Origin of the sequence: Knoellia sinensis KCTC 19936 (genome assembly GCF_000768705.1) — a bacterium.
Lineage (GTDB): Bacteria > Actinomycetota > Actinomycetes > Actinomycetales > Dermatophilaceae > Knoellia > Knoellia sinensis.
Genome location: NZ_AVPJ01000010.1, coordinates 43944 through 64255, shown reverse-complemented (window position 1 = coordinate 64255; position 20312 = coordinate 43944). Strand labels below are relative to the sequence as shown.

Annotated in this window: 21 protein-coding genes; 18 read left to right on the top strand and 3 right to left on the bottom strand. The window is 69.0% G+C overall.

What is annotated here, in order from left to right:
* Nucleotides 1-5 precede the first annotated feature (5 nt).
* Entirely contained in the window at nt 6-632 is a 627-nt protein-coding gene (locus N802_RS13215) for a hemerythrin domain-containing protein (protein ID WP_035917028.1), read from the top strand.
* A 97-nt stretch (nt 633-729) separates the two neighbouring features.
* On the opposite strand, the gene N802_RS13210 is transcribed toward N802_RS13215, so the two are convergent.
* Together N802_RS13210 and N802_RS13205 are read right to left on the bottom strand one after the other, a co-directional pair.
* Entirely contained in the window at nt 730-1029 is a 300-nt protein-coding gene (locus tag N802_RS13210) for a GNAT family N-acetyltransferase (RefSeq protein ID WP_035917026.1), read from the bottom strand.
* Nucleotides 1030-1223: 194 nt separating this feature from the next.
* Entirely contained in the window at nt 1224-3095 is a 1872-nt protein-coding gene (locus N802_RS13205; RefSeq protein WP_035917025.1) for an acyl-CoA dehydrogenase, read from the bottom strand.
* A gap of 250 nt (nt 3096-3345) precedes the next feature.
* Between N802_RS13205 and N802_RS13200 the strand changes: the two genes are divergently transcribed.
* The 4 genes from N802_RS13200 to N802_RS13185 all read left to right on the top strand — a co-directional run bounded on the left by N802_RS13200 (nt 3346) and on the right by N802_RS13185 (nt 6623).
* A complete protein-coding gene (locus tag N802_RS13200; protein WP_035917024.1) occupies nt 3346-4008 on the top strand; it encodes a hypothetical protein in 663 nt (220 codons plus the stop codon).
* A gap of 218 nt (nt 4009-4226) precedes the next feature.
* Nucleotides 4227-5207 carry a peptidoglycan-binding protein gene (locus N802_RS13195; protein WP_035917022.1) on the top strand — a complete coding sequence of 327 codons (981 nt, stop codon included), beginning with the start codon at nt 4227-4229 and terminating at the stop codon, nt 5205-5207.
* Nucleotides 5208-5367: 160 nt separating this feature from the next.
* Nucleotides 5368-5880 (top strand): sigma-70 family RNA polymerase sigma factor, encoded by a 513-nt coding sequence (locus N802_RS13190; protein WP_052109932.1) that lies wholly within the window; start codon nt 5368-5370, stop codon nt 5878-5880.
* The gene (locus N802_RS13185; protein ID WP_035917018.1) at nt 5877-6623 is read left to right on the top strand and encodes an anti-sigma factor family protein; all 747 of its coding nucleotides are present in this window, start codon (nt 5877-5879) and stop codon (nt 6621-6623) included. Before N802_RS13190 ends, N802_RS13185 begins: the two co-directional genes overlap by 4 nt.
* A 526-nt stretch (nt 6624-7149) precedes the next feature.
* Here N802_RS13185 and N802_RS13180 read toward each other — a convergent pair.
* Complete coding sequence (locus N802_RS13180; RefSeq protein WP_035917016.1) at nt 7150-7548, bottom strand: hypothetical protein; 399 nt, start codon at nt 7546-7548, stop codon at nt 7150-7152.
* 202 nt (nt 7549-7750) lie between these two features.
* Here N802_RS13180 and N802_RS13175 point away from each other — a divergent pair, with 202 nt between their 5' ends.
* The 13 genes from N802_RS13175 to N802_RS13115 all read left to right on the top strand — a co-directional run bounded on the left by N802_RS13175 (nt 7751) and on the right by N802_RS13115 (nt 20183).
* Nucleotides 7751-8743 carry a zinc-dependent alcohol dehydrogenase gene (locus N802_RS13175; protein WP_035917013.1) on the top strand — a complete coding sequence of 331 codons (993 nt, stop codon included), beginning with the start codon at nt 7751-7753 and terminating at the stop codon, nt 8741-8743.
* 4 nt (nt 8744-8747) lie between these two features.
* The gene (locus tag N802_RS13170; RefSeq protein WP_035917011.1) at nt 8748-9146 is read left to right on the top strand and encodes a 6-pyruvoyl trahydropterin synthase family protein; all 399 of its coding nucleotides are present in this window, start codon (nt 8748-8750) and stop codon (nt 9144-9146) included.
* A complete protein-coding gene (locus N802_RS13165) occupies nt 9143-10207 on the top strand; it encodes a glycosyltransferase family 4 protein (protein ID WP_035917008.1) in 1065 nt (354 codons plus the stop codon). Before N802_RS13170 ends, N802_RS13165 begins: the two co-directional genes overlap by 4 nt.
* A complete protein-coding gene (locus N802_RS13160) occupies nt 10204-11076 on the top strand; it encodes a class I SAM-dependent methyltransferase (RefSeq protein ID WP_052109931.1) in 873 nt (290 codons plus the stop codon). Before N802_RS13165 ends, N802_RS13160 begins: the two co-directional genes overlap by 4 nt.
* A gap of 110 nt (nt 11077-11186) precedes the next feature.
* Complete coding sequence (locus tag N802_RS13155) at nt 11187-12062, top strand: lysylphosphatidylglycerol synthase domain-containing protein (RefSeq protein WP_035917006.1); 876 nt, start codon at nt 11187-11189, stop codon at nt 12060-12062.
* The gene (locus tag N802_RS13150; protein ID WP_035917003.1) at nt 12055-12780 is read left to right on the top strand and encodes a RibD family protein; all 726 of its coding nucleotides are present in this window, start codon (nt 12055-12057) and stop codon (nt 12778-12780) included. Before N802_RS13155 ends, N802_RS13150 begins: the two co-directional genes overlap by 8 nt.
* A gap of 35 nt (nt 12781-12815) precedes the next feature.
* Nucleotides 12816-13409 carry a GTP cyclohydrolase II gene (locus N802_RS13145; RefSeq protein WP_035917209.1) on the top strand — a complete coding sequence of 198 codons (594 nt, stop codon included), beginning with the start codon at nt 12816-12818 and terminating at the stop codon, nt 13407-13409.
* Between the two features lie 4 nt (nt 13410-13413).
* A complete protein-coding gene (locus N802_RS13140) occupies nt 13414-15720 on the top strand; it encodes a CDP-alcohol phosphatidyltransferase family protein (RefSeq protein WP_052109930.1) in 2307 nt (768 codons plus the stop codon).
* A gap of 92 nt (nt 15721-15812) precedes the next feature.
* Nucleotides 15813-16499, top strand: coding sequence for an SAM-dependent methyltransferase (locus N802_RS13135; protein ID WP_035917000.1), 687 nt, complete (start codon nt 15813-15815; stop codon nt 16497-16499).
* A gap of 356 nt (nt 16500-16855) precedes the next feature.
* Nucleotides 16856-18442, top strand: coding sequence for a multicopper oxidase family protein (locus N802_RS13130; RefSeq protein ID WP_035916996.1), 1587 nt, complete (start codon nt 16856-16858; stop codon nt 18440-18442).
* Between the two features lie 5 nt (nt 18443-18447).
* Entirely contained in the window at nt 18448-19062 is a 615-nt protein-coding gene (locus tag N802_RS13125; protein ID WP_156971400.1) for a hypothetical protein, read from the top strand.
* Complete coding sequence (gene lepB, locus N802_RS13120; RefSeq protein WP_245613938.1) at nt 19059-19583, top strand: signal peptidase I; 525 nt, start codon at nt 19059-19061, stop codon at nt 19581-19583. The genes N802_RS13125 and lepB overlap by 4 nt, the downstream gene beginning before the upstream one ends.
* A 39-nt stretch (nt 19584-19622) precedes the next feature.
* Complete coding sequence (locus tag N802_RS13115) at nt 19623-20183, top strand: sugar O-acetyltransferase (protein WP_342666766.1); 561 nt, start codon at nt 19623-19625, stop codon at nt 20181-20183.
* Nucleotides 20184-20312: the final 129 nt, after the last annotated feature.

The window sequence follows — 20312 nt, the reverse complement described above, 5'->3', positions numbered from 1 at the left end:
CTCAGATGAACATGAATGAGATCATCCATGCCGCGGTTCGTCGCGACTTCGGACGCTTCGAGTCCGCCCTCCGCTCGTTCCCGGACGGTGACGGGGCCCGCGCTCGTCAGTTGCGGCGAGCCTGGGCCACGATCGACCGGCAACTGCATCACCATCACCGGACCGAGGACGCCTACGTCTGGCCCTACGTGCGCAGCCTCGGGGTCGCCGACCCGGCGCTGCTCGACGCCATGGAGAGTGAGCATCAGGCGATGGCCGCGGGCCTCGACGCCGCGACGTCTGCCCTGGACGCACTCGTGGCCGATCCCACGTCAGCGGTGGCGCTGGCCGGCGCCGATGCCGTCGCTGAGACGACGCGAGTGACGGTCAGCCACCTCGACCACGAGGAAAACGACGTCATGCCCGTCATCACCGAACGCATGGAGACGCCGGAGTGGAAGGCCGTCGAACGCCAGCTCCGCAAGGGCAGCCCATTCTTCGCCGGTGAGCTCTTCGCCTGGCTCCAGGACGGTGGAGATCCGGTGGTTCTCGACGCGCTCGCGGACACCGTGCCGGCGCCGGTGAGGTTCATCCTCAGCAAGGGGTTCGGTCGCAGCTACCACCGAGAGGTCGCCCCCGTCTGGCAGAACTGATCACCTCGATGACGCGGCAATCGTGGGATGACGCGGAAATAGCCGCGACAGCTCACGATTTCCGCGTCCTGGACCTGTCCCGAACGCCGGTGTCGCGCTAGGACTTCAGGACGTCCGCCCATTCTGGGTGCTTGCGGAACTGCGCCGCGGCGAAGGGGCAGAGCGGGATGATCTTCTTGCCCGCGGCGCGCATTTCCTCGACGGCGCGGGTGACGAGCCGGAGCCCTGCGCCCTGCCCGCGGAACGCATCGGGAACCTCGGTGTGGTCGATGATGATCGTGTGTTCGCCGGCCCGGCTGAAGGTCATCTCGGCTTCGTCTCCGGCGGCCGACCGCAGGACGTAGCGCCCCTTTGAGCCACTGTCTTCCAGGCGAATCTCGGGCAGTGTGTCGGTCATCGGTGCTCCTGTGTGCTGCGGTTGCCGTCGTTCCGCATGCAATGTGACATCGCTGCGCGGCAACCGCAAACTGCGTCCAGCCGGCAGGCGAGGGCCGAGTTCCCGACCCAAGAAGCCGGTATGCCGGCCGCGCAAGGTGCGCGGCCGGCATACCGGATCGTTCGTGGTCGGGACTCAGCCCGTCACGGAGTGGCTCAGAAAGCGGACTCCGGGACGTCCATGAGCTCGTTGTCCGTGGCCTCGGCCATCGCACGCTCGGCAGCGAGACGCGGGAGGACCTGGCGGGCGAAGAACTGCGCGGCCGCAACCTTGCCGGTGTAGAAGTCCTTGTCCTTCTCCGAGACCTCACCAGCCAGAGCGGTGAGGGCGACGTCGGCCTGGCGCAGGAGCAGCCAACCGACGACGAGGTCACCGGCGCCGAGGAGGAGGCGCGTGGTGTTCTGGCCGACCTTGTAGAGGTTGGTGATGTCGCCACCGTTGCGGACGTCGGACTTCATGAGCTCGCCGACCATGAAGCCGAGGATGCCCTGGACGTTCTCGAGGCCCTCGCCGAGGAGCTCGCGCTCGCGGTCGAGCTTGGCGTCGTGGCCGCCGAGGTCCTTGGCGAACTCCTGGATCTGGCTGGCGATCGTCGTCAGGGCCTGGGCCTGGTCCTTGATGATCTTGCGGAAGAAGAAGTCGAGGCCCTGGATCGCGGTCGTGCCCTCATAGAGGGTGTCGATCTTGGCGTCACGGACGTACTGCTCGATCGGGTACTCCTGGAGGAAGCCCGAGCCACCGAACGTCTGGAGCGACTCGGTGCCCAGCAGCACCCAGGCGCGCTCGGAGCCGAGGCCCTTGACGATCGGGAGGAGGAGGTCGTTGACGCGGTTGGCCAGCTCGGCGGGCGTGCCCTTCTCGAGCTCCTCGGCGCCGGTCTCGAGCTGGGCGGCGTCGACGATGTCCTGCTGCGCAGCGGTGTAGAGGACGAGTGCGCGCAGGCCCTCGGCGTAGGACTTCTGCAGCATGAGGCTGCGACGCACGTCGGGGTGGTTCGTGATCGTCACGCGCGGCGCGGACTTGTCGGTCTGCTGCGTGAGGTCGGCGCCCTGGACGCGCTCCTTGGCGTACTCGAGCGCGTTGAGGTAGCCGGTCGACAGGGTCGCGATGGCCTTGGTGCCGACGAGCATGCGGGCGTTCTCGATGACGCGGAACATCTGGGCGATGCCGTCGTGCACGTCGCCGAACAGCGTTCCCGTCGCGGGCTGCTCGCCACCGAACGTGAGCTCGCAGGTCGTGGAGACCTTGAGGCCCATCTTCTTCTCGACGTTGGTGACGTAGACGCCGTTGCGCTCGCCGAGCTCACCGGTCTCGAGGTCGACGTCGTACTTCGTGAGGATGAAGAGCGAGAGGCCCTTGGTGCCGGGGCCAGCGCCCTCGGGGCGGGCGAGGACGAAGTGGACGACGTTGTCGACCATGTCGGACTCGGCGCTCGTGATGAAGCGCTTGACACCGGTGATGTCCCAGGTGCCGTCCTCGTTCTGCGTCGCCTTGGTGCGGCCGGCGCCGACGTCCGAACCCGCGTCGGGCTCGGTGAGGACCATCGTGCAGTGCCAGTCCTTCTCGACGATCCAGCGCGCGAGCTTCTTCTGGTCCTCGGTGCCGAGGATGTGGAGGAGCTTGGCGAAGCCGTAGGAGGCGTTGAACATCGAGATGGCCGGGTTCGCGCCGAGGACGAGCTCGTTCATGGCCCAGCGCAGGCTCGGCGGGGCGACGGTGCCATCGAGCTCGGCCGGGAGGTCGATGCCCCAGAAGCCGCTCTCGCGGTAGGCGTTGTAGGACTTCTTGAACGACTCCGGCATCGTGACGACCTGGGTCTCCGGGTCGTAGACGGGCGGGTTGCGGTCCGCGTCCTGGAACGACTCGGCGATCTCGTTCTCGGCGAGACGCGTCATCTCCTTGAGCATCTCGCGGGCGGTGTCGGCGTCCATGTCCTCGTAGGGGCCAGAGCCCAGGACGTCGCCGCGACCGAGCACCTCGAAGAGGTTGAACTCGATGTCGCGCAGATTGCTCTTGTAGTGGCCCATGAGGGTGTGTGCCTTTCGCGGGGTGCATGTGGCTGGGCAGCGTGGGCCCAGAAGTCCTTCGCCCATGGTGCTACCGGCGAGTAGGGCCGAGCAAGGTGAAGGTTGAGTTTGTGACTAAGCGCACGCTTAGTGGTGTGGGTCACGCTACCGGACGGACGGCATACGGAGTCGTGCGTTTTTCCCAAAGGCATGGGTATGCCGTGTGTGCCGATCCCGTTCTCGGGCGCGGCGGTGTGGTTCGCTGGATTTCATGCCCGACGCGCCCCGCAAGCCCTCCACGAGCGAGCCCACGACCACGTCCGACACGAAGGACCCGACGGTCGAGACGGTCGAGACGGGTGAGGCGGTCGAGGTCGACGGGGTGGAGGAGCCCGAGGAGTCCGTCGCTGTCGTGCGGGAAGCCCACGAGGCCATCGACGCCGGGCGGCTCTGGGTGGCGCGTGACGTGTTGGCGGCGCACCTGCGCGAGGAACGTGACGTCGAGGCCCTCCGGTTGCTCGGCGAGGTCCACCACGGCATGGGCGATCTCCCCGCTGCGGGCGCGGTGTGGTTCGGCGCCGGGGTCAAGGGTCCCGAGGTCGAGGCGGCGGTCGAGGCCTGGCGTGATGCGCACGGCGACGACTTCGGTGCGATGTGGCGCTCGCTGCCCAGGTCGGTGCGCCAGGAGCCCCGCTCGAAGAAGGTCGAGGCCCTGCGGGCCAAGGCGCTCGAGGCGCGGGACGCCACGGATGCCGCCGCGTCGGTCGCAGGCCCCGGGGCTGGCGTGAAGTCGTCTCGCCCGGCGAGTGCGAATGGCTCGTCGGGCGGCCTCGACGCGGCCCAGATCATCGCGTGGATCATCGCGGCGTTCGTCGTGGTGTGCGCGGTGGTGGGACTGGTGCAGATCCTGCGCTGGATGGTCCCCGGCACCTGATCGCGAGCCGTCCCGTCAGGGCGCGATCTGACCCGTTTGCACTAGCCGGTCATGATGAGCTGATCACCCGCTGATGGCCGGATTTGTCCCTGTTGCGCCCTGAGTGCCACCCCGAGACTGGTCAGGTCTCCACCGTGGGGGTGGGTGACTGTGGACGCTCGGCTGACGCTCCGGGGCCCGTGCCCACCAGGGGATCGCCGGCGCACCCGGAGCATCCCATGACCACGTCACCAGCGGGGCGCCGCTCGCGCCTCTCGAAGCTCGCCTCCGTTCTCGCGCTGTCGCTCGGACTCGTCACCGTGCCGGCCGTGGCCTCGACCAGTCTGGCCTCGTCGGCCCAGGCCGCGGTCCGATCGTGCTCGTCGAGCACTGCCGTGGCCTCCCGGCCCGAACTCCGCCAAGGGGACACGGGAAGTTGTGTCACCGTCCTCCAGCGCGCCCTCATCGCCAAGGGCTACTCGGTCGGGAGTTCGGGTGCCACTGGTTCCTTCGGTTCGGCGACGGCACTGGCCGTGCGCCGGTTCCAGTCCGACCGCGTCGGGCTGCGCATCGATGCCGTGGTGGGGCCGGCGACGTGGGGTGCGCTGGTCAATGGCGCCACGCTGTACTCCCGCACGAGGGGGCCCAACAGCACGAGCCGGGTCGTCCTCAGCTTCGACGACTGCCCGTCGAGCTACTCCTCCTTCCAGAGCGCCGTGCTCGGCGCCGAACGGCTGGGCATCGCCCTCGCCCTCTTCCCGACGGGCAACTGCATCACCGCAGGACGGTTCAGTCCGTCGTACGCGAGGGCGCACGGCCACTACGTCTTCAACCACTCCGTCTCGCACCCCGACCTGAGGAACCTCAGCTACACCAACGTCCGAGCGCAGCTCAGCGCTCCGGGCGTGGTGACGTCGTATGGCCGGCCGCCCTACGGCGCCTACAACAACACGGTGCTCAACGCCTACGCGTCCAAGAGCATGCGGGTCTGGATGTGGACCGTCGACACGACCGACTACAGGGGCAAGTCCCAGGCGTCCGTCGTGTCCTACGTCGTGAACAACTCGCGCGCCGGCAGCACGGTGCTCATGCACATGCAGTGGCGAGGTTTCAACAGCACGGCCCTGTCGCAGATGAAGTCCGGGCTGGCCAACCGTGGCCTGTCGGTGTGCCGCAACCGGGGAGCAACCGCGATCTCACCGAGCAGCGTCGCCTGCTGAAGCGATCAGGGTCGGCGCAATCGCCCAAGGTCCGTGCAGTCGCCAAGGTCGTTGACAGGAGAGCGAGTGCGGGAGGAACGTTCCAGTCACAGGCACGTCGTCCCGTGCTGCTGCTGAACCGTGGCCGCACGGGCTGCGTATGGCCTCTGTGGGAGGTCCCATGGCTGACAGTGGCGCAGTGCTCATGCAGCAGCTGCACGACGAGCACGCCGCTGCCCTCTGGGGCTATTGCCTGACCCTCACCGGACGCGACCACGCGCGTGCGGAGGATGTCGTCCAGGAGACGCTCATGCGCGCCTGGCGCAACGGCGAACGGCTCGACGAGAGCCACGGATCCGTGCGCGCCTGGCTGTTCACCGTCGCCCGCAACATCGTCATCGACGAGTGGCGCACGTCGCGGGCCCGCCATGAACTGCCCGTCGCGGACGTGCCCGAGGCGCGCGAGGGCAGCGACCACACGGACCAGATGTTGCTGCGCTGGGTGGTCGCCGACGCACTGCTCCGGCTCTCGCCCGATCACCGGGCCGTGCTCGTGGAGTGCTACTTCCGTGGGTCATCGGTCGCCGAAGCCGCTCGCCGGCTCGGGATCCCCGACGGCACGGTGAAGTCGCGGACGCACTATGCGCTCCGGGCCCTGCGTCTCACCCTCCAAGAGATGGGGGTGGGGGCATGACGTGCGACTTCGTCCGTGACGACGGCGCCTACGTGCTCGGGTCGTTGTCCCCCAGCGAGCGCCTCGAGTTCGAACACCACCTCGCGGGATGCGAGGACTGCAGCCGCAGGGTCCGCGAACTCGCCGGCCTGCCGGGGCTCCTGGCTCAGGTGAACCTCGCCGACCTCGAGGACCCGGAGCTGCCGCCGGTCCCGCCGTCACTCCTGCCGAGGGTGCTCGCTCAGACTCGGCGCGCCGAGCGTCGCCGGACGGCCCTCACGGCCGCGGTCGCCGCGTCGGTGGCAGCGATCGCGGTGGGTGCGCTCGCCGTCTCCGGAGTTCTCTCCGGCGGTCGCGAGTCTGGAGGCGCCGCGCCGGCTGCCGCGCCCAGCGCCACCTCCTCACCCAGCCCCTCCAGCACCGTCCCCACCCAGGCCATGGTCGCGGTGGGGCCGACCCCCGTCCGGGCCGATGTCCGCGTTGCCGGGGTTTCGTGGGGTACCCGGCTCGAGCTCACGTGCTCCTACGACTCGGGTGACGAGACTTCCGGGGCCCACGAGGAGTACGGCACAGCCTCACCCGCCGGTGAGTACGCACTCGTCATCCGCACCAAGTCCGGCGAAACGGAGGAAGTCGCCACGTGGCGCGGCCTTCCCGGGCGCACGATGCGTGTGTCCGCGGCGACGGCGACGGAACGCAGTGATATCGCCGAGGTGGAGATGCGCTCGTCGGACGGAGCTGTGGTCCTGCGCGTCGGCGTCTGATTCCGAGGTGACTTCGGTACGCATGCGTCCAATTGGGTGAGTTCGGTACGCATCCGTCCAATTGGGTGGGTTCGGTACGCATCCGTCCAATTGGGTGGGTTCGGTACGCATCCGTCCAATTGGGTGGGTTCGGTACGCATCCGTCCAATTGGGTGGGTTCGGTACGCATCCGTCCAATTGGGTGGGTTCGGTACGCATCCGTCCAATTGGGTGGGTTCGGTACGCATCCGTCCAATTGGGTGGGTTCGGTACGCATCCGTCCAATTGGGTGGGTTCGGTACGCATCCGTCCAATTGGGTGGGTTCGGTACGCATCCGTCCAATTGGGTGGGTTCGGTACGCATCCGTCCAATTGGGTGGGTTCGGTACGCATCCGTCCAATTGGGTGGGTTCGGTACGCATCCGTCCAATTGGGTGGGTTCGGTACGCATCCGTCCAATTGGGTGGGTTCGGTACGCATCCGTCCAATTGGGTGGGTTCGGTACGCATCCGTCCAATTGGGTGAGTTCGGTACGAGAGGGGTCGGCTCAGGGCAGGTGGGCGTGCTCTTTCGAGACGTGGTCCTTGCGCCCCAGGGCAAAACCCTCCCGGAGCAGGAACAGCCCGCCCAGGATGCAGATGACCTCGGACGCGGCCGCCGTCAACTGCCACCCGCCGCTCCACTCCTCGTTCACCCCGAAGAGCCCGACGGTCGTCGAGAGGATGAACGCGCCCAATGTGCTCGCGCCGAACCCGACGACGAGGAACGCGGGGATCCAGTGGTGCCAGCGCAGCAGCAGGACCGCGATCACCACGCCCGCGACCGCGTTGAGCAGGAACGCCGGGCCGATGACGTCGATGTCCTTGTAGTCCTGGAACCACCACAGAATGAAGTGCACCGCCGCGGACACGAGGGCCGCCAGCGCCGTCACGAGCCGAATCCACATGGTGTGTCTCCCATCCGATCCGAGCCCGTCGGATCCGATCCGAGTGGATGCGAACCTGACGACAGAGGTATGCCGTCGTGGCGCCGAAGCGCTGCATCACCCGTCGTCCTTGCTCACGGCTGCCGATCCCGCGCGGTTCAGTTGAACCGGCTGCGCGTCGCGTCCGTGTGTCCATCGTGCGACGAACGCGCGAGGTGGCCCGGTGACGGCGGTGGCTCGCGCCTTCTGGGTGCGCGCACCCGGCGCTGGAGAGATCAGACCCGTCGAGATCCGCGACCCCGACGTCGGTGAGGTGCGGGTGCGGACGGTGCACTCGGGGGTGAGCAGGGGCACCGAGACGTTGGTCTTCCGTGGCGGTGTCCCAGAGGACCAGTACGCCGCGATGCGAGCGCCGTTCCAAGAGGGCGACTTCCCCGGTCCGGTGAAATACGGCTACCTCAACGTCGGCGTCGTGGACCAGGTCGGCGACGACGGATCGCGTGACCTGTTGGGGCAGACGGTCTTCTGTCTGCACCCGCACCAGACGGCATACGTCGTCCCGGCTGACGCGGTCATCCTCGTGCCCGACAGGGTTCCGGCCGAGCGGGCGGTGCTCGCGGGGACGGTCGAGACCGCGATCAACGCCGTGTGGGACGCCAAGCCACTCATCGGCGACCGGATCGCGGTCGTGGGCGGGGGGATGGTGGGCCTGTGCGTCGCCCGCCTGCTCGTCGGCATCGAGGGCACCGAGGTGACGGTGGTCGACGTCGACGAGCGGCACGCGCCTGCAGCGCTGGCACTGGGTGCGGATTTCGCCCTCCCCGCCGACGCGCCCTCCGGTCGCGACCTCGTCGTCCATACGAGCGCCACGGGATCCGGACTCCAGCTCTCACTCGACCTGCTCGGCCCGGAGGGCGAGGTGATCGACCTCAGTTGGTACGGCGACCTGGAAGTCGGGCTGCGGCTCGGCGGCGCCTTCCACTCCGGTCGACTGGCGATCCGGGCCAGCCAGGTGGGTGTGGTGTCACGGTCTCGGCGGAGCCGGCGCACCACGCGGGACCGGTTGCGACTGGCGCTCGACCTCCTGCGCGACCCGGCGTTCGACGTCCTCATCACCGGGACGTCGCCCTTCGCGGATCTGCCGCGCGTCATGCGCGACCTGGCGTCCGGCGAGCTCCACGCCCTGTGCCACACCATCAGCTACGACGAGGACTAGGCGTATGTACAGCGTCACCGTCCGCGACCACATGATGATCGCCCACAGCCTGCCGGGTGAGGTTTTCGGACCGGCCCAGAAGCTCCATGGCGCGACCTACCTCGTGGACGCGACCTTCCGCGCGCAGGCCTTGGACGATGACGGACTGGTCGTCGACATCGGCCGGGCGTCCGAGGCGCTCGGCGGGGTCCTCGGCGAGCTGACCTATCGCAACCTCGACGATGACCCCACCCTCGAGGGCGTCACCACGACAACGGAACGGCTGGCCGAGGTCGTTGCCGACCGACTGGCCGCTCGCCTCCGCGCAGGGGAGCTCGGCGCCAGCGCGGAGCAGATCTCGACCATCGCCGTGACCCTCCACGAGTCCCACATCGCGTGGGCGTCGTACGAGCGCGCGCCATGAGCGCCGTCCATGTCATCGTCCCCGACACGGTGGACGACCCGCGCTCTCCCAGTGGCGGCAACACCTATGACGTGCAGGTGGGCACGGGCCTGCGCCGCCACGGCTGGGTCGTCCACCAGTACGCCATGGCGGGCACGTGGCCAGATGCGGACAGCGTGGCGAGAGCCGCGCTGGGAGCGGAGCTGGCCGGCATACCGGACAAGGGTCTTGTCGTCGTCGACGGACTCATCGCCTCGTCCGCGCCGGACGTGCTCGCACCCGAGGCGCACCGGCTCCGGATCGTGATCCTGGTCCACCTTCCACTCGGAGTCGCCGCGGCCGGAGCCGTCCGAGCGCGCGAGCAGGCAGCCCTCGATGCCGCGCGGGCCGTCGTGGTGACGAGCCGGTGGACGAGGGAGTGGCTGCTCACGAACTACGACCTCGACGCGAGCCGGGTCCAGGTGGTGCTCCCCGGCGTCGCCGCCGCCGCCGTGACCGCCGCGAGTGCGGACGGCAGCAGGCTTCTCTGCGTGGGTGCGGTCACGCCGATCAAGGGGCAGGACGTCCTCGTCGACGCACTGCGCGAGATCGTCGACCTGGAGTGGGGGTGTCGTTGCGTCGGTTCCCTGACCGTGGAGCCGGAGTTCGCCGATCGGCTGCGAGCGAGTGTCAGCTCGACGGACCTCGGGGACCGCGTCACCTTCCCCGGCGCGAGGGTCGGTGCTGATCTGTATGCCGTGTACGCGACGGCTGATCTCGTGGTCGCCCCTTCTCGGACCGAGACCTACGGCCTCGTCGTCACCGAGGCCCTTGCGCGGGGTGTGCCGGTCATCGGCTCCGACGTGGGGGGACTGCCGGAGGCACTGGGGCGCGCGCCGAGCGGGCATCGGCCCGGGATTCTCGTGCCGCCCGAGGATGCCGAGTCGCTCGCAGCGGCACTGCGGCGGTGGCTCACGGACGGCGCCCTGCGGAGTGACCTCCGGAGAGCGGCCCGGGAGCGTCGGGCCGACCTGCACGACTGGTCGGAGACGGCGGATGCGATGTCACACGTTCTGACGCACGTGGCGGAGGTGGCCGCATGAGCGACGTCAGCGACGTCGAGGTGCGCGTGAGTGTCTCGTGGCTGCGGCTGCGGGAGGAGGCCGATGCCGCGGCGAGATCTCGTGTGCTCGTGCGTGAGGTGGCAGAAGCCTTGTCCCACAACCGAACTCAGGTCATCCACGACCTCGGCGCCGGTAGTGGTTCGTTGGGGCGCTGGATCGCACCGAGGCTGCCGGGGCCGCAGCACTGGGTCCTCCACGACCGGGACGAGGACCTGCTGTGGGTTGCTCGCCATGACGTGCCTCCGGACTCCCGCGACGAGCTTCCGGTGACGGTGGAAGCGAGGCGGGACGACCTCACGCGCCTCTCGCCGGACGACGTGGCAGGAGCCTCCCTCATCACCGCGTCCGCGTTGCTCGACATGCTCACCGCCGATGAACTGGAGCGAGTCGTCCGCACCTGCGTGTCGGCCGACTGCCCGACCCTCTTCAGCCTCACGGTCCTGGGACACGTGGAACTCTCGCCGCCCCACCCGTTGGATGACGAACTGGGTGACGCGTTCAACGACCACCAACGCCGCACCGTGGGGGGTCGCACGCTGCTGGGGCCGGACGCGGGTGCCGCCGCCAGCGGGTTGTTCGCAGGATTCGGGAGCCGGGTCCTGGTCGAACGCAGCCCGTGGGAGCTCGACGCCCACCACGGACCCCTGATCGGCCAGTGGCTCACGGGATGGGTGGGGGCCGCCGTGGAGCAGCGACCGGAGCTTCGCCGGGAGGCCGATGCCTACCTCGCCATGCGCCGCGTCGAACTCGCCGAGGGTCGGCTCCGGGTCCGCGTCGACCACGTCGATGTGCTGGCGCTGCCGGGTGGTGAGCGGGCAGGCTGGACCCACGGCGCACCCTCCGGGTGAACCAGAGCGGCTCGTCGTCCGTGAGTTGGGTTGGCAGGCTGTGGCGCCCGGAGCCGGGCGGGCGCCGTCCTGGATGGGAGGCGAGGATCGACAGGACCTGGACTCGATGGGTGCGACCGCTGGGCGGCGCCGCGATCCTCGCTGCCCTCGTCGCCCAGTTGGGAGGGGCAGCGGTCATCGAGGCCCTGCACGCCATCGAGCCCGGGGCACTCGTGCTGGGGACCGCTCTCGCTGCGGTCACGACGGTGGGTGCGGCCTGGCGATGGAAGGTCGTTGCCGAGCACCTGCGCGTGGGTCTGCCGTTGTCGTCGGCCACGGCCGCCTGCTACCGCTCGCAGTTCCTCAACCTCACCCTGCCCGGAGGTGTCGTCGGCGACGTCGAGCGCGGGCTGCGCCACGGTCGCCGGGTCGACGCCATGGGTCGGGCCGTGCGGGCTGTCGTGTGGGAGCGCGTCTCCAACCAGGTTGTCCTGGCCGCCTTCGCCGTCGCGGCACTCGTCGTCGCCGACCCCTTCGACGTGACCGGGCCTGCGGCGAAGGTCGGGCTGGTGGCAGTTGGCATCGTGCTGCTGCTGATCGGTGGTGCCTGGGCCGTGCGCCACGACCTTTCGGCCCCGCTGGCGCGGGTGCTCGTCGCCTCGGTCGTGGTCGTCGTCGGCCACGTCGCGACGTTCCTGATCGCCGCCCGAACCGTGGGCGTCAGCGTCGAGCCGGGCCGGCTGGTCCCTCTGGCGCTGGTGGTGCTCCTCCTGGCGGGCCTGCCCCTGAGCCTCGCGGGATGGGGTCCGCGTGAAGGCGCGGCAGCATGGGCCTTCGCGGCGACAGGGGCCACGGCGAGCCAAGGCCTGGCGGTGGCCGTCGCCTACGGCGTCATCGTGACGGTCGCCAACCTTCCCGGGGCCGTCGTCCTGCTCCTTCAGGCCCGGCGATCACGCATCGCGGGACTGCCGTCCCCGGCGACCGTGGAGGTGTCGGCCCATGGCTGATCGGCCCTACACCGTGCTCAGCTGCGCCATCTCCCTCGACGGCTACCTCGACGACGCCTCGGGTCGGCGGCTCATCCTGTCCAACGAGGCCGACCTCGACCGGGTCGACGCCGTGCGGGCTGACAGCGACGCCATCCTCGTCGGCGCCGGGACCGTCCGCGCCGACAACCCGCGGCTCCTCGTGCGGTCGGAGCGCCGCCGTCTGTGCCGGGTCGCGGAGGGGAAGCCGGCGTCACCCACGAAGGTGACGCTGACACGGCATACGAATCGTCTGGATGCGGAGGCCGCGTTCTTCGCCGACGACGGCACGGACAAACTCGTCTACTGCTCCAGCGCCACCACCAAGGCGACCCGGGCCCGGCTCGGTTCCGCGGCTGTCGTCGTGGACGCCGGGGCTGAGCCGGGCATGCGCGCGGTGAGTGAGGACCTCGCCGGCAGGGGAGTGGGGCGGCTCCTCGTCGAGGGCGGCCAGACGGTGCACACCCAGTTCCTCCGCGCGGGGCTGGCCGACGAACTGCACGTCGTCGTGGCGCCCCTCTTCGTCGGCGACTCGCGGGCGCATCGCGTCGTCGGCGACGGCCCCCTGCCCTGGAATCGCGATCACCGGGCCGAGCTCGCGGACGTGCGCCGGATCGGCGACGTCGTCCTGCTGCGCTACGCGCTCACGACCAGGTTCGCCCGAGAAGCACGCGACGTCCTGGCGGAGGTGGTGTCGTGAAGCGCCCACCCACTGCGGCCATCCGCACCGAGGTCATGGTGCCGATGCGCTTCCCCGACGGGTTCACCACTCCGGCGCGAGTCATCACCTTCAAGGGTCTCGTGGACGGACTCGAGCACATCGCCGTGGGGCTCGGTGAGGCCCGCTCCGCGGCTGAACCCCTCGTGCGGCTCCACAGCGAATGCCTCACCGGGGACGTGTTCGGGAGCCAGCGCTGCGACTGCGGCCCGCAGATGCGTGAGGCGGTCGAGCGGATCGCGGAGGTGGGTGGCTACCTGCTCTACCTGAGGCAGGAGGGCCGGGGCATCGGGCTCTACGCGAAGGTCGACGCCTATGCGCTCCAGGACGCCGGACTCGACACCTACGAGGCCAACGTCGCCCTGGGGTACGACGCCGACGAGCGCGACTACACGGCGGCTGCCCAGATGATCCACGCCCTCGAGCTGCCGCGTGTGGCGCTGCTGAGCAACAACCCCGACAAGGCCGAACAACTGGGCCGTCTCGGGGTGACGGTCAGCTCACGGGTTCCGACCGAGGTCCACTGGAGTCCGACGAACGCGCGCTACCTCGCGACGAAGGCGACCCGCGGCGCTCACACCTTCGAGCCGGCCTCGGTCTTCGGCCTGTGACGCCGTGGACGGCCTGCTGGGGTGGGGCGTCACACTTGGATGTGGCCTGCTCCTGACGGCGTTCCTCGTCCGTGGCGTGCGGAGTGCGGACACCGGTCGCATGGGCCCGGCGGACTACATCACGTACGGGCGTGGGCTGATGGCGTGCGTCGTCGCGGGGCTCGTCGCGTCCTCCGTCGGTGACGAATCCTTGCCGTATGCCGTTCTCGGACTTGCGATTCCGGCGCTCGCCGGCGATGCCGTGGACGGCTACGTCGCCCGGCACACCGGGACTGCGTCGGCATTCGGGGGGCGCTTCGACGGCGAGGTCGATGCCTTCCTCATCCTCGTGCTGAGCGTCGCGGCGGCACCGGTCGTCGGCTGGTGGGTGGTGGCGGCCGGGCTGGCGCGGTACGTGTTCGGAGCCGCGGGCCTTGTGCTGCCGTGGATGCGGGGCGACCTCGCGTATCGCTACTGGCGCAAGGTCGTGACGGCCGTGGTCGGTGTGGCGCTGGTCGTGGCGGTGGCCGACGTGCTCCCGAGGGTCGCCACGATCGGTGTCGTCGTGGTGGCGGTCGCGCTCCTGGCGGAGTCGTTCGGTCGCGACGTGTGGTCGTTGTGGCGCAACCGATCTCAGGTGCGGGCCGCTGAGGTGGGCGGGGTGGGCGGGGTGGGCGAGGAGAGTGGGCGGGTTCCGCCGGCTCGGGCGCTCGGTCGCCGGGTCGTGGTTGGGGTCGCGGCCGTCGCGCTCCTGTGGTTCGCCCTCGTGCTGCCGAACCAACCCGACCGGGTGACCGCCGGCTCCCTGCTGCGACTGCCGGTCGAGATCGTGATCCTGGCCGCTCTGGCGCTCCTGCTGCCTGCGGCGGCGCGCCGCGTCGTCGTCACCGGTGGAGGACTGGTCCTGGCGGGCGTGGCCCTCCTCAAGCTCCTGGACATCGCCGCCTTCGTCGTCCTGAACCGCCCCTTCACCGTCGTGACAGACACCAGCCTGATCGGGTCGAGTCTGGCCTTCGTCCGCGACTCGTTCGGGACCTGGGCCGCGTGGCTGTCCGCCGTGGCGTTGGTCGTCATCGTCGGTGTCGCCGTGGTCGGGATGCCCTGGGCCGTGGGGCGGGTGACGGAGACGGTGGCGCGGAACCGGCGCCACGGCATACGGGTCGTTGCCGTGTTGACTGCGGCCTGGTTGGTCGGAGCGGCGACCGGGGCGCAGGTGGCGGCGGGGGTGCCGGTGACCGTGGCCGGAACGGGCCCCTATCTGGTGGGCAAGGCGCGCGCGTCGACGGAAGCACTGGCCGACCGCGAGGAGTTCCGGGGGGCTTTGGGCGCAGACGACTTCTCCCAGCAGGGTTCGCGGGACCTCAGTGCGCTCGCGGGCAAGGATGTGCTGTTCATCTTCATCGAGAGCTATGGCCGGGTGTCACTCGAGGGGTCCGAACCCGAGAAGGTGCGGGAGGTGCTCGACTCGGGGGCCGATCGACTGGGGGGCCTGGGCTTCCGGGCCGCGAGCGGCTATCTCACATCGCCGACGTTCGGTGGCAGCAGTTGGCTCGCGCACGCCACACTCCAGTCCGGACTCGAGGTGAGCAACCAGGATCGCTACGACCGTCTCCTTGCCAGCGACCGGACGACACTCGCGTCGGCCTTTTCCGACGCTGGGTGGCGGACCGTGGGCGTGTTGCCCTCGATCCGCGACCAGTGGCCCGAAGGTGAGGACTTCTATGGATTCGACGCGATCCATGGCTCGGCCGGTCTCGGGTATGCCGGGCCGAAGTTCGGCTTCTCAGACGTGCCGGACCAGTTTGCACTCGCTGCGTTCGAGCGTCTGGAAATCGGTGTGTCGCAGCGGGATCCGGTGATGGCCCAGATCCAGCTCACCTCGAGCCATGGCCCCTGGGCGCCGGTCCCGACGTTCGTCGATCCCGCAGAGCTCGGTGACGGCTCCGGCTTTCGCGAGGTTCACGACCGAGCGGTGACTGCAGCGGAACTGTGGCGTGACCGCGAAGACGTGCCGCCGGCATACCGGGCTTCCATCGCGTATTCGTTGACGAGCGCGCTCGACTTCGTCGCGAGTCGGCACGATGACGATCTGGTCGTGGTCATGCTCGGCGACCACCAGCCCGCGACGATCATCACCGGCTTCGGTGGCAACCGAGACGTGCCCGTGAGTGTCATCGCCAAGGACCCGGCGGTCCTGGACGCTGTGTCGGAGTGGGCATGGACGGACGGCTTGCGGCCCGAGGCAGCAGCCCCGGTGTGGCCCATGGCGGACTTCCGCGACCGGTTCATCGCGGCCTTCAGCACGCGCTCCGGCGCCCGGGGGGCCGGATGATTGCCGGGGGTCTCGAGGGGAATGAGCGGATCCTCTGGGAGGCACGCGAATCCGGTTTCCCGACAGGCGATTTCGTGGGTCAGGAGAGTTTCGTGACCGCCAGCGAGGTTCTCGAACTGGCCGCTGGTGCGGGGGTCGTGGCAGGCAGCTCCGTCCTCGACCTGTGCTGCGGCATCGCGGGGCCGGGGTTGCTGGTCGCACGCGAATCGGGCTGCGACTACCTCGGGGTGGACGAGAATCCGCGATCGATCGAGGTGGCGCGTGCCCGCGCTGCGGAGTTGGGGGACGCGGTCGGGGGCGCGGTCGAGTTCTTGGTGGCGGCGGTGCCGCCCCTGCCGCCCGGCTCCTTCGACGTCGTCCTGCTGATCGAGACGCTGCTGGCTTTCCCGGACAAGGGGGCGCTGCTCGGTGCGATTGCGCGGGCCCTGCCGGTCGGGGGCCGTCTCGCGCTCACGGTCGAGGCTGGCGACCCGCTCACCGAAGGCGAACGCGGCGCGATGCCAGGTGGGGGAACGGTGTGGCTCCAGCCGCTTCCGGATCTGGAACGCGACCTGAGCGAAGCGGGCCTGGAGGTGACGTGGCGCGAGGAAACCACTCCTGCGCACTTGGCCGTTGTCGATCGCCTGGCCGTGGCGTACGAACGAAACGTCGGGGAACTCGCCGAGGCCGTGGGGGACGCCGAGGCAGAAGATCTGGTGGTCAGCCATCGCCTGTGGGGAGACTGGCTGCGGAGCGGGCGCGTGCGCAAGCACGGTGTCGTCGCCGAGAGGGTCCGCTGAGCGGCCTGGATGCCGGTCGGGTGGTCGTCGAGTAGTCGGAACGGGTCATCTTGGGGCGTTGGACTGCGCCGAGGGGGGCACATCCAGAAGCCTATGGACTTGCACCGGTCGCTACGAAAGAGTTGCGGCAGGCTGCACGCAGGGGTGAAGACGAGGGCTGCAGGGGTGGGTGCGCAAGCGCGCCCTCGAACCTGCCGTCGACGACACCGGCCCCCGCTGCAGTGGATGGCGGCACCTGTCGTCCATCGTGCAAGTTGGCGGTCGCCGCCTGACGTCCGCCGTGAGTGTCCCGTCCTCCGGATGCACTGGGCGAGAGCCGGCCCCAGCCCCACCTGGAAGCGGTGGAAGGTGGAGTCATGCAGTTGTCGCGACGAGAGGCGCTGGCATTCGGCGCCTTGACAGGGGGTGCACTGCTGCTCCCGCTCGAGCGGAGTGTGCAGGCTGCGGCACAGAGTCGCCTCGCGGAGAGCGCACTCCCCGCACCGTTCACGGCGCCGTTCGCGGTGCCGCCCACGGCCAAGCCGGTGAGGATCGCGGGGAACACCGACTTCTATTCGATGACGATGCGGGAACAGAGCACCCAGATCATCCCTGGCTTCCGGACGCGGATCTGGGGCTACAACGGCTCCTTCCCCGGTCCCACGATCGACGTCCAGCAGGGCCGCGAGGTCTATGCACGACACATCAACCAGCTCCCGGCGACGCATGCGCACCTGGGCTACACACCCACCACGTCCGTGCATCTGCACGGCTCGGCGTCTCTGCCGCAGTTCGACGGTTATGCGAACGACATCACGCGTCCCGGTGCGTGGAAGGACTACCGCTACCCGAACATCCAGGACGGGCGGACGCTCTGGTACCACGACCACGGCGTGCACCACACGGCGCCGAACGTCTACATGGGTCTCGCGGGGATGTATCGCGTGTTCGACCCGCTCGGCAGGTCGCTGCCGCTGCCGCAGGGGATCTACGACGTGCCGCTCATCATCAGCGACGCCCTGTTCGACACCGAGGGCCAGCTGCTCTTCGACGATGGCGACCAGTCGGGTCTGTTCGGCGACGTCATCCTCGTCAACGGGCGACCCTGGCCGCTGATGAAGGTGCAGCCTCGCAAGTACCGCTTCCGGCTGCTCAATGCGTCGGTCTCACGGTCGTATCGCCTCCGACTGGACAGTGGCGAGCCGCTGGTCGTGATTGCCACCGATGGGGGATTCACGGATCATCCGAAGTCCGTCGACAGCCTGATCCTCAGCGGCGGGGAGCGCTACGAGGTCATCATCGACTTCGCCAAGTATCGGCGCGGCGAGCGGATCGTCCTCGAGAACGTCAACCCGAGGAACAACGTCCGCTACACCCACACTGACAAGATCATGGCGTTCGAAGTGGCGCGAAGTGTCAAGCGGGCGAACACCAACAACTCGATCCCCGACGTCCTCAACCCCGACTGTGCGGTTATGGCGCTGGAACCGACTCCCGAAATGACCAGACGGACGATCTCCCTGGATCGACAGGGCGGCGAATGGACCATCAACGAGTTGACCTGGCAGGACGTGGTCGACACTCAGTTCACCCAGGTGCTGGCCAACCCCGGACTCAATGACGTGGAGGTCTGGGAGATCCAGAACGACTCCGGCGGCTGGCACCACCCGCTCCACATCCACCTCGTCGACGTCAAGGTCCTCAGTCGCGAGATCGACATCGACGGGGTCCTGGTGCCGGCAGAGCACTACGAGGAGGGCCCCAAGGACGTCATTCACATCGGTGAGAACGAGCGCGTCCGGGTCATCACCAAGTTCGGCCCCCAGGTCGGCCGCTACATGGTCCACTGCCACAACCTGGTGCACGAGGACCACGACATGATGGGCCAGATCGAGGTGGGGACCGGCGGCGCCAACCCCATGACGACGGCGCCGTCGCAGCCCCTGCCCGCGCCGCCCCTCTGATGGCCATGACGTCCGTGACCGGGGTGGAGGCGTCGGAGCCGGCCGCTGCCCGGGTCGGCTCGGCTCGGGCCGGGACCTGGACGCGGTGGTCGATCGCGCTCGCCTCGACCCTGGCGGGCGCCATCCACCTCGGGGTCGCCCCGGCCTACTACCGGGAGTGGTGGGTGTTCGGTGTCTTCTTCATCGTCCTGGGGTTGTTCCAGGTGGGGTTCGCGGAGGTGATCCTGCGACGGGTCTCCGTGCCGCTCGTGGTCGTGGGGATCACGACCAATCTGATGGTCGTTCTCATCTATCTGATGACACGCACTGTGGGGATCCCGCTCGGAGCATCGCGTGGCAGTCCCGCGGCAGGAGGCTCCGGGGTGGAAGGTTCCGGGGTTGAAGGTTCCGGGCATGGCGGCGGGCACGGCCAGGGACCCATGCTGGGTCAACGCATCAGCGACGGTGAACGGGTGGAGGCGGTGGGGCTGCCCGACCTCGCGGCCACGTCGAGCGAACTCCTCGTCGTCTGCCTCCTCGCCACGCTCCTCCCCGGTCGCGAGCGCAAGGTCGCCGTCAACGTCCTCCTCGGTGTCGCCCTGCTGCTCTGGGGAGTTCGGCTCAGCGGCGTGTTCTCGTGAGTGAGGCGAATCCGGCCGTCGAGGTGACGACCGCTCGTCCCGAGTCGCCACACAGGCGACGAGGGCGGGTGGTGCTCTTGGTCCTTGCCGCCCTCTTGCTCGTGGCTCTCTTCGCCGCGGTCGAGCCGTTGAGGGTGGCGTCCGGAAGCATGTCGCCGGCGCTCGAGGTCGGGGACCGGGTCGTGGTGGACAAGGTGACGCTCCGCTTCGACTCCCCTCGAGCGGGTGAGCTGGTCGTGTTCCGTGAGCCGGACGGTGGGGAGCTCGTCGTTAAGCGGGTGGTGGCTCTGGGTGGGCAGACCGTGGGGCTGGAGGACGCGGTGCTCATGGTCGATGGCGTTGCCCGGCACGAAGCAGGGATCGACCTCTCGCGGATCGACTCGACGTACTTCGGGCCCGTGACGGTGCCGGCCGACTCCGTGTTCGTGCTCGGAGACAACCGCGCCGACTCGATCGACTCACGCTCTTATGGGTCCATCGCCGTCGACGCTCTGGTGGGCAGGGTCGTCCTCGCCTTCTGAGCGGGCTGCCTCACGTGACGGCTTCGGTACGTTGGCAGGGTGACTGAGAAGACCATGCGCGAACGGATGCTGGCCGGTGAGTTGTACATTGCCGACGACCCTGTGCTGGCCGAGGAGTCACAACGCGCCCAGCGGTTGACGCATCAGATCAACACGATGGACCCGAACGACCATGACGGGCGCCGTGACCTGCTCGTGGAGTTGCTGGGAGCGTTCGGTGAGGGCAGCGAGATCCGACCACCGCTCCAGTGCGACTACGGCTGCCAGACGACGATCGGCGCCCGCTCCTTCGTCAACTGGGGCGTGATCTTCCTCGACGTCGCCACGGTGACCATCGGTGACGATGTGCAGATCGGCCCGAACGTCCAATTCCTGACCGCGACCCACCCCCTCGAGCCCGATCCCCGGCGGGACAAGTGGGAGGCCGCAGAGCCCATCGTGATTGGCGACAACGTCTGGCTCGGTGGAGGCGTCATCGTGTGCCCCGGCGTCACCATCGGCGCCGACACGGTCGTCGGTGCGGGGTCAGTCGTGACTCGAGACCTGCCGTCCGGCGTCGTGGCCGTGGGTTCACCCGCGAAGGTCATCCGCGAACTCTGAACTGAGGCGACTGGGGCGCGTCGACCCGTCACCAGGTGAACCGATCGCGCCTGCCGCGAAGGGCCGACTCAATCGAGTGAGTCGGCCCTTCGCGAACCTCCGAGCACAGGCAGGCAGGAACGGGTCTGG

Coding starts and splice junctions, on each gene's coding strand:
- N802_RS13200 (WP_035917024.1), top strand. CDS start 3,346: ATGCCCGACGCGCCCCGCAAGCCCTCCACGAGCGAGCCCACGACCACG.
- N802_RS13150 (WP_035917003.1), top strand. CDS start 12,055: ATGGCTGATCGGCCCTACACCGTGCTCAGCTGCGCCATCTCCCTCGAC.
- N802_RS13170 (WP_035917011.1), top strand. CDS start 8,748: ATGTACAGCGTCACCGTCCGCGACCACATGATGATCGCCCACAGCCTG.
- N802_RS13125 (WP_156971400.1), top strand. CDS start 18,448: ATGACGTCCGTGACCGGGGTGGAGGCGTCGGAGCCGGCCGCTGCCCGG.
- N802_RS13210 (WP_035917026.1), bottom strand. CDS start 1,029: ATGACCGACACACTGCCCGAGATTCGCCTGGAAGACAGTGGCTCAAAG.
- N802_RS13215 (WP_035917028.1), top strand. CDS start 6: ATGAACATGAATGAGATCATCCATGCCGCGGTTCGTCGCGACTTCGGA.
- N802_RS13180 (WP_035917016.1), bottom strand. CDS start 7,548: ATGTGGATTCGGCTCGTGACGGCGCTGGCGGCCCTCGTGTCCGCGGCG.
- N802_RS13205 (WP_035917025.1), bottom strand. CDS start 3,095: ATGGGCCACTACAAGAGCAATCTGCGCGACATCGAGTTCAACCTCTTC.
- N802_RS13195 (WP_035917022.1), top strand. CDS start 4,227: ATGACCACGTCACCAGCGGGGCGCCGCTCGCGCCTCTCGAAGCTCGCC.
- N802_RS13130 (WP_035916996.1), top strand. CDS start 16,856: ATGCAGTTGTCGCGACGAGAGGCGCTGGCATTCGGCGCCTTGACAGGG.
- N802_RS13165 (WP_035917008.1), top strand. CDS start 9,143: ATGAGCGCCGTCCATGTCATCGTCCCCGACACGGTGGACGACCCGCGC.
- N802_RS13190 (WP_052109932.1), top strand. CDS start 5,368: ATGGCTGACAGTGGCGCAGTGCTCATGCAGCAGCTGCACGACGAGCAC.
- N802_RS13145 (WP_035917209.1), top strand. CDS start 12,816: ATGGTGCCGATGCGCTTCCCCGACGGGTTCACCACTCCGGCGCGAGTC.
- N802_RS13160 (WP_052109931.1), top strand. CDS start 10,204: ATGAGCGACGTCAGCGACGTCGAGGTGCGCGTGAGTGTCTCGTGGCTG.
- N802_RS13185 (WP_035917018.1), top strand. CDS start 5,877: ATGACGTGCGACTTCGTCCGTGACGACGGCGCCTACGTGCTCGGGTCG.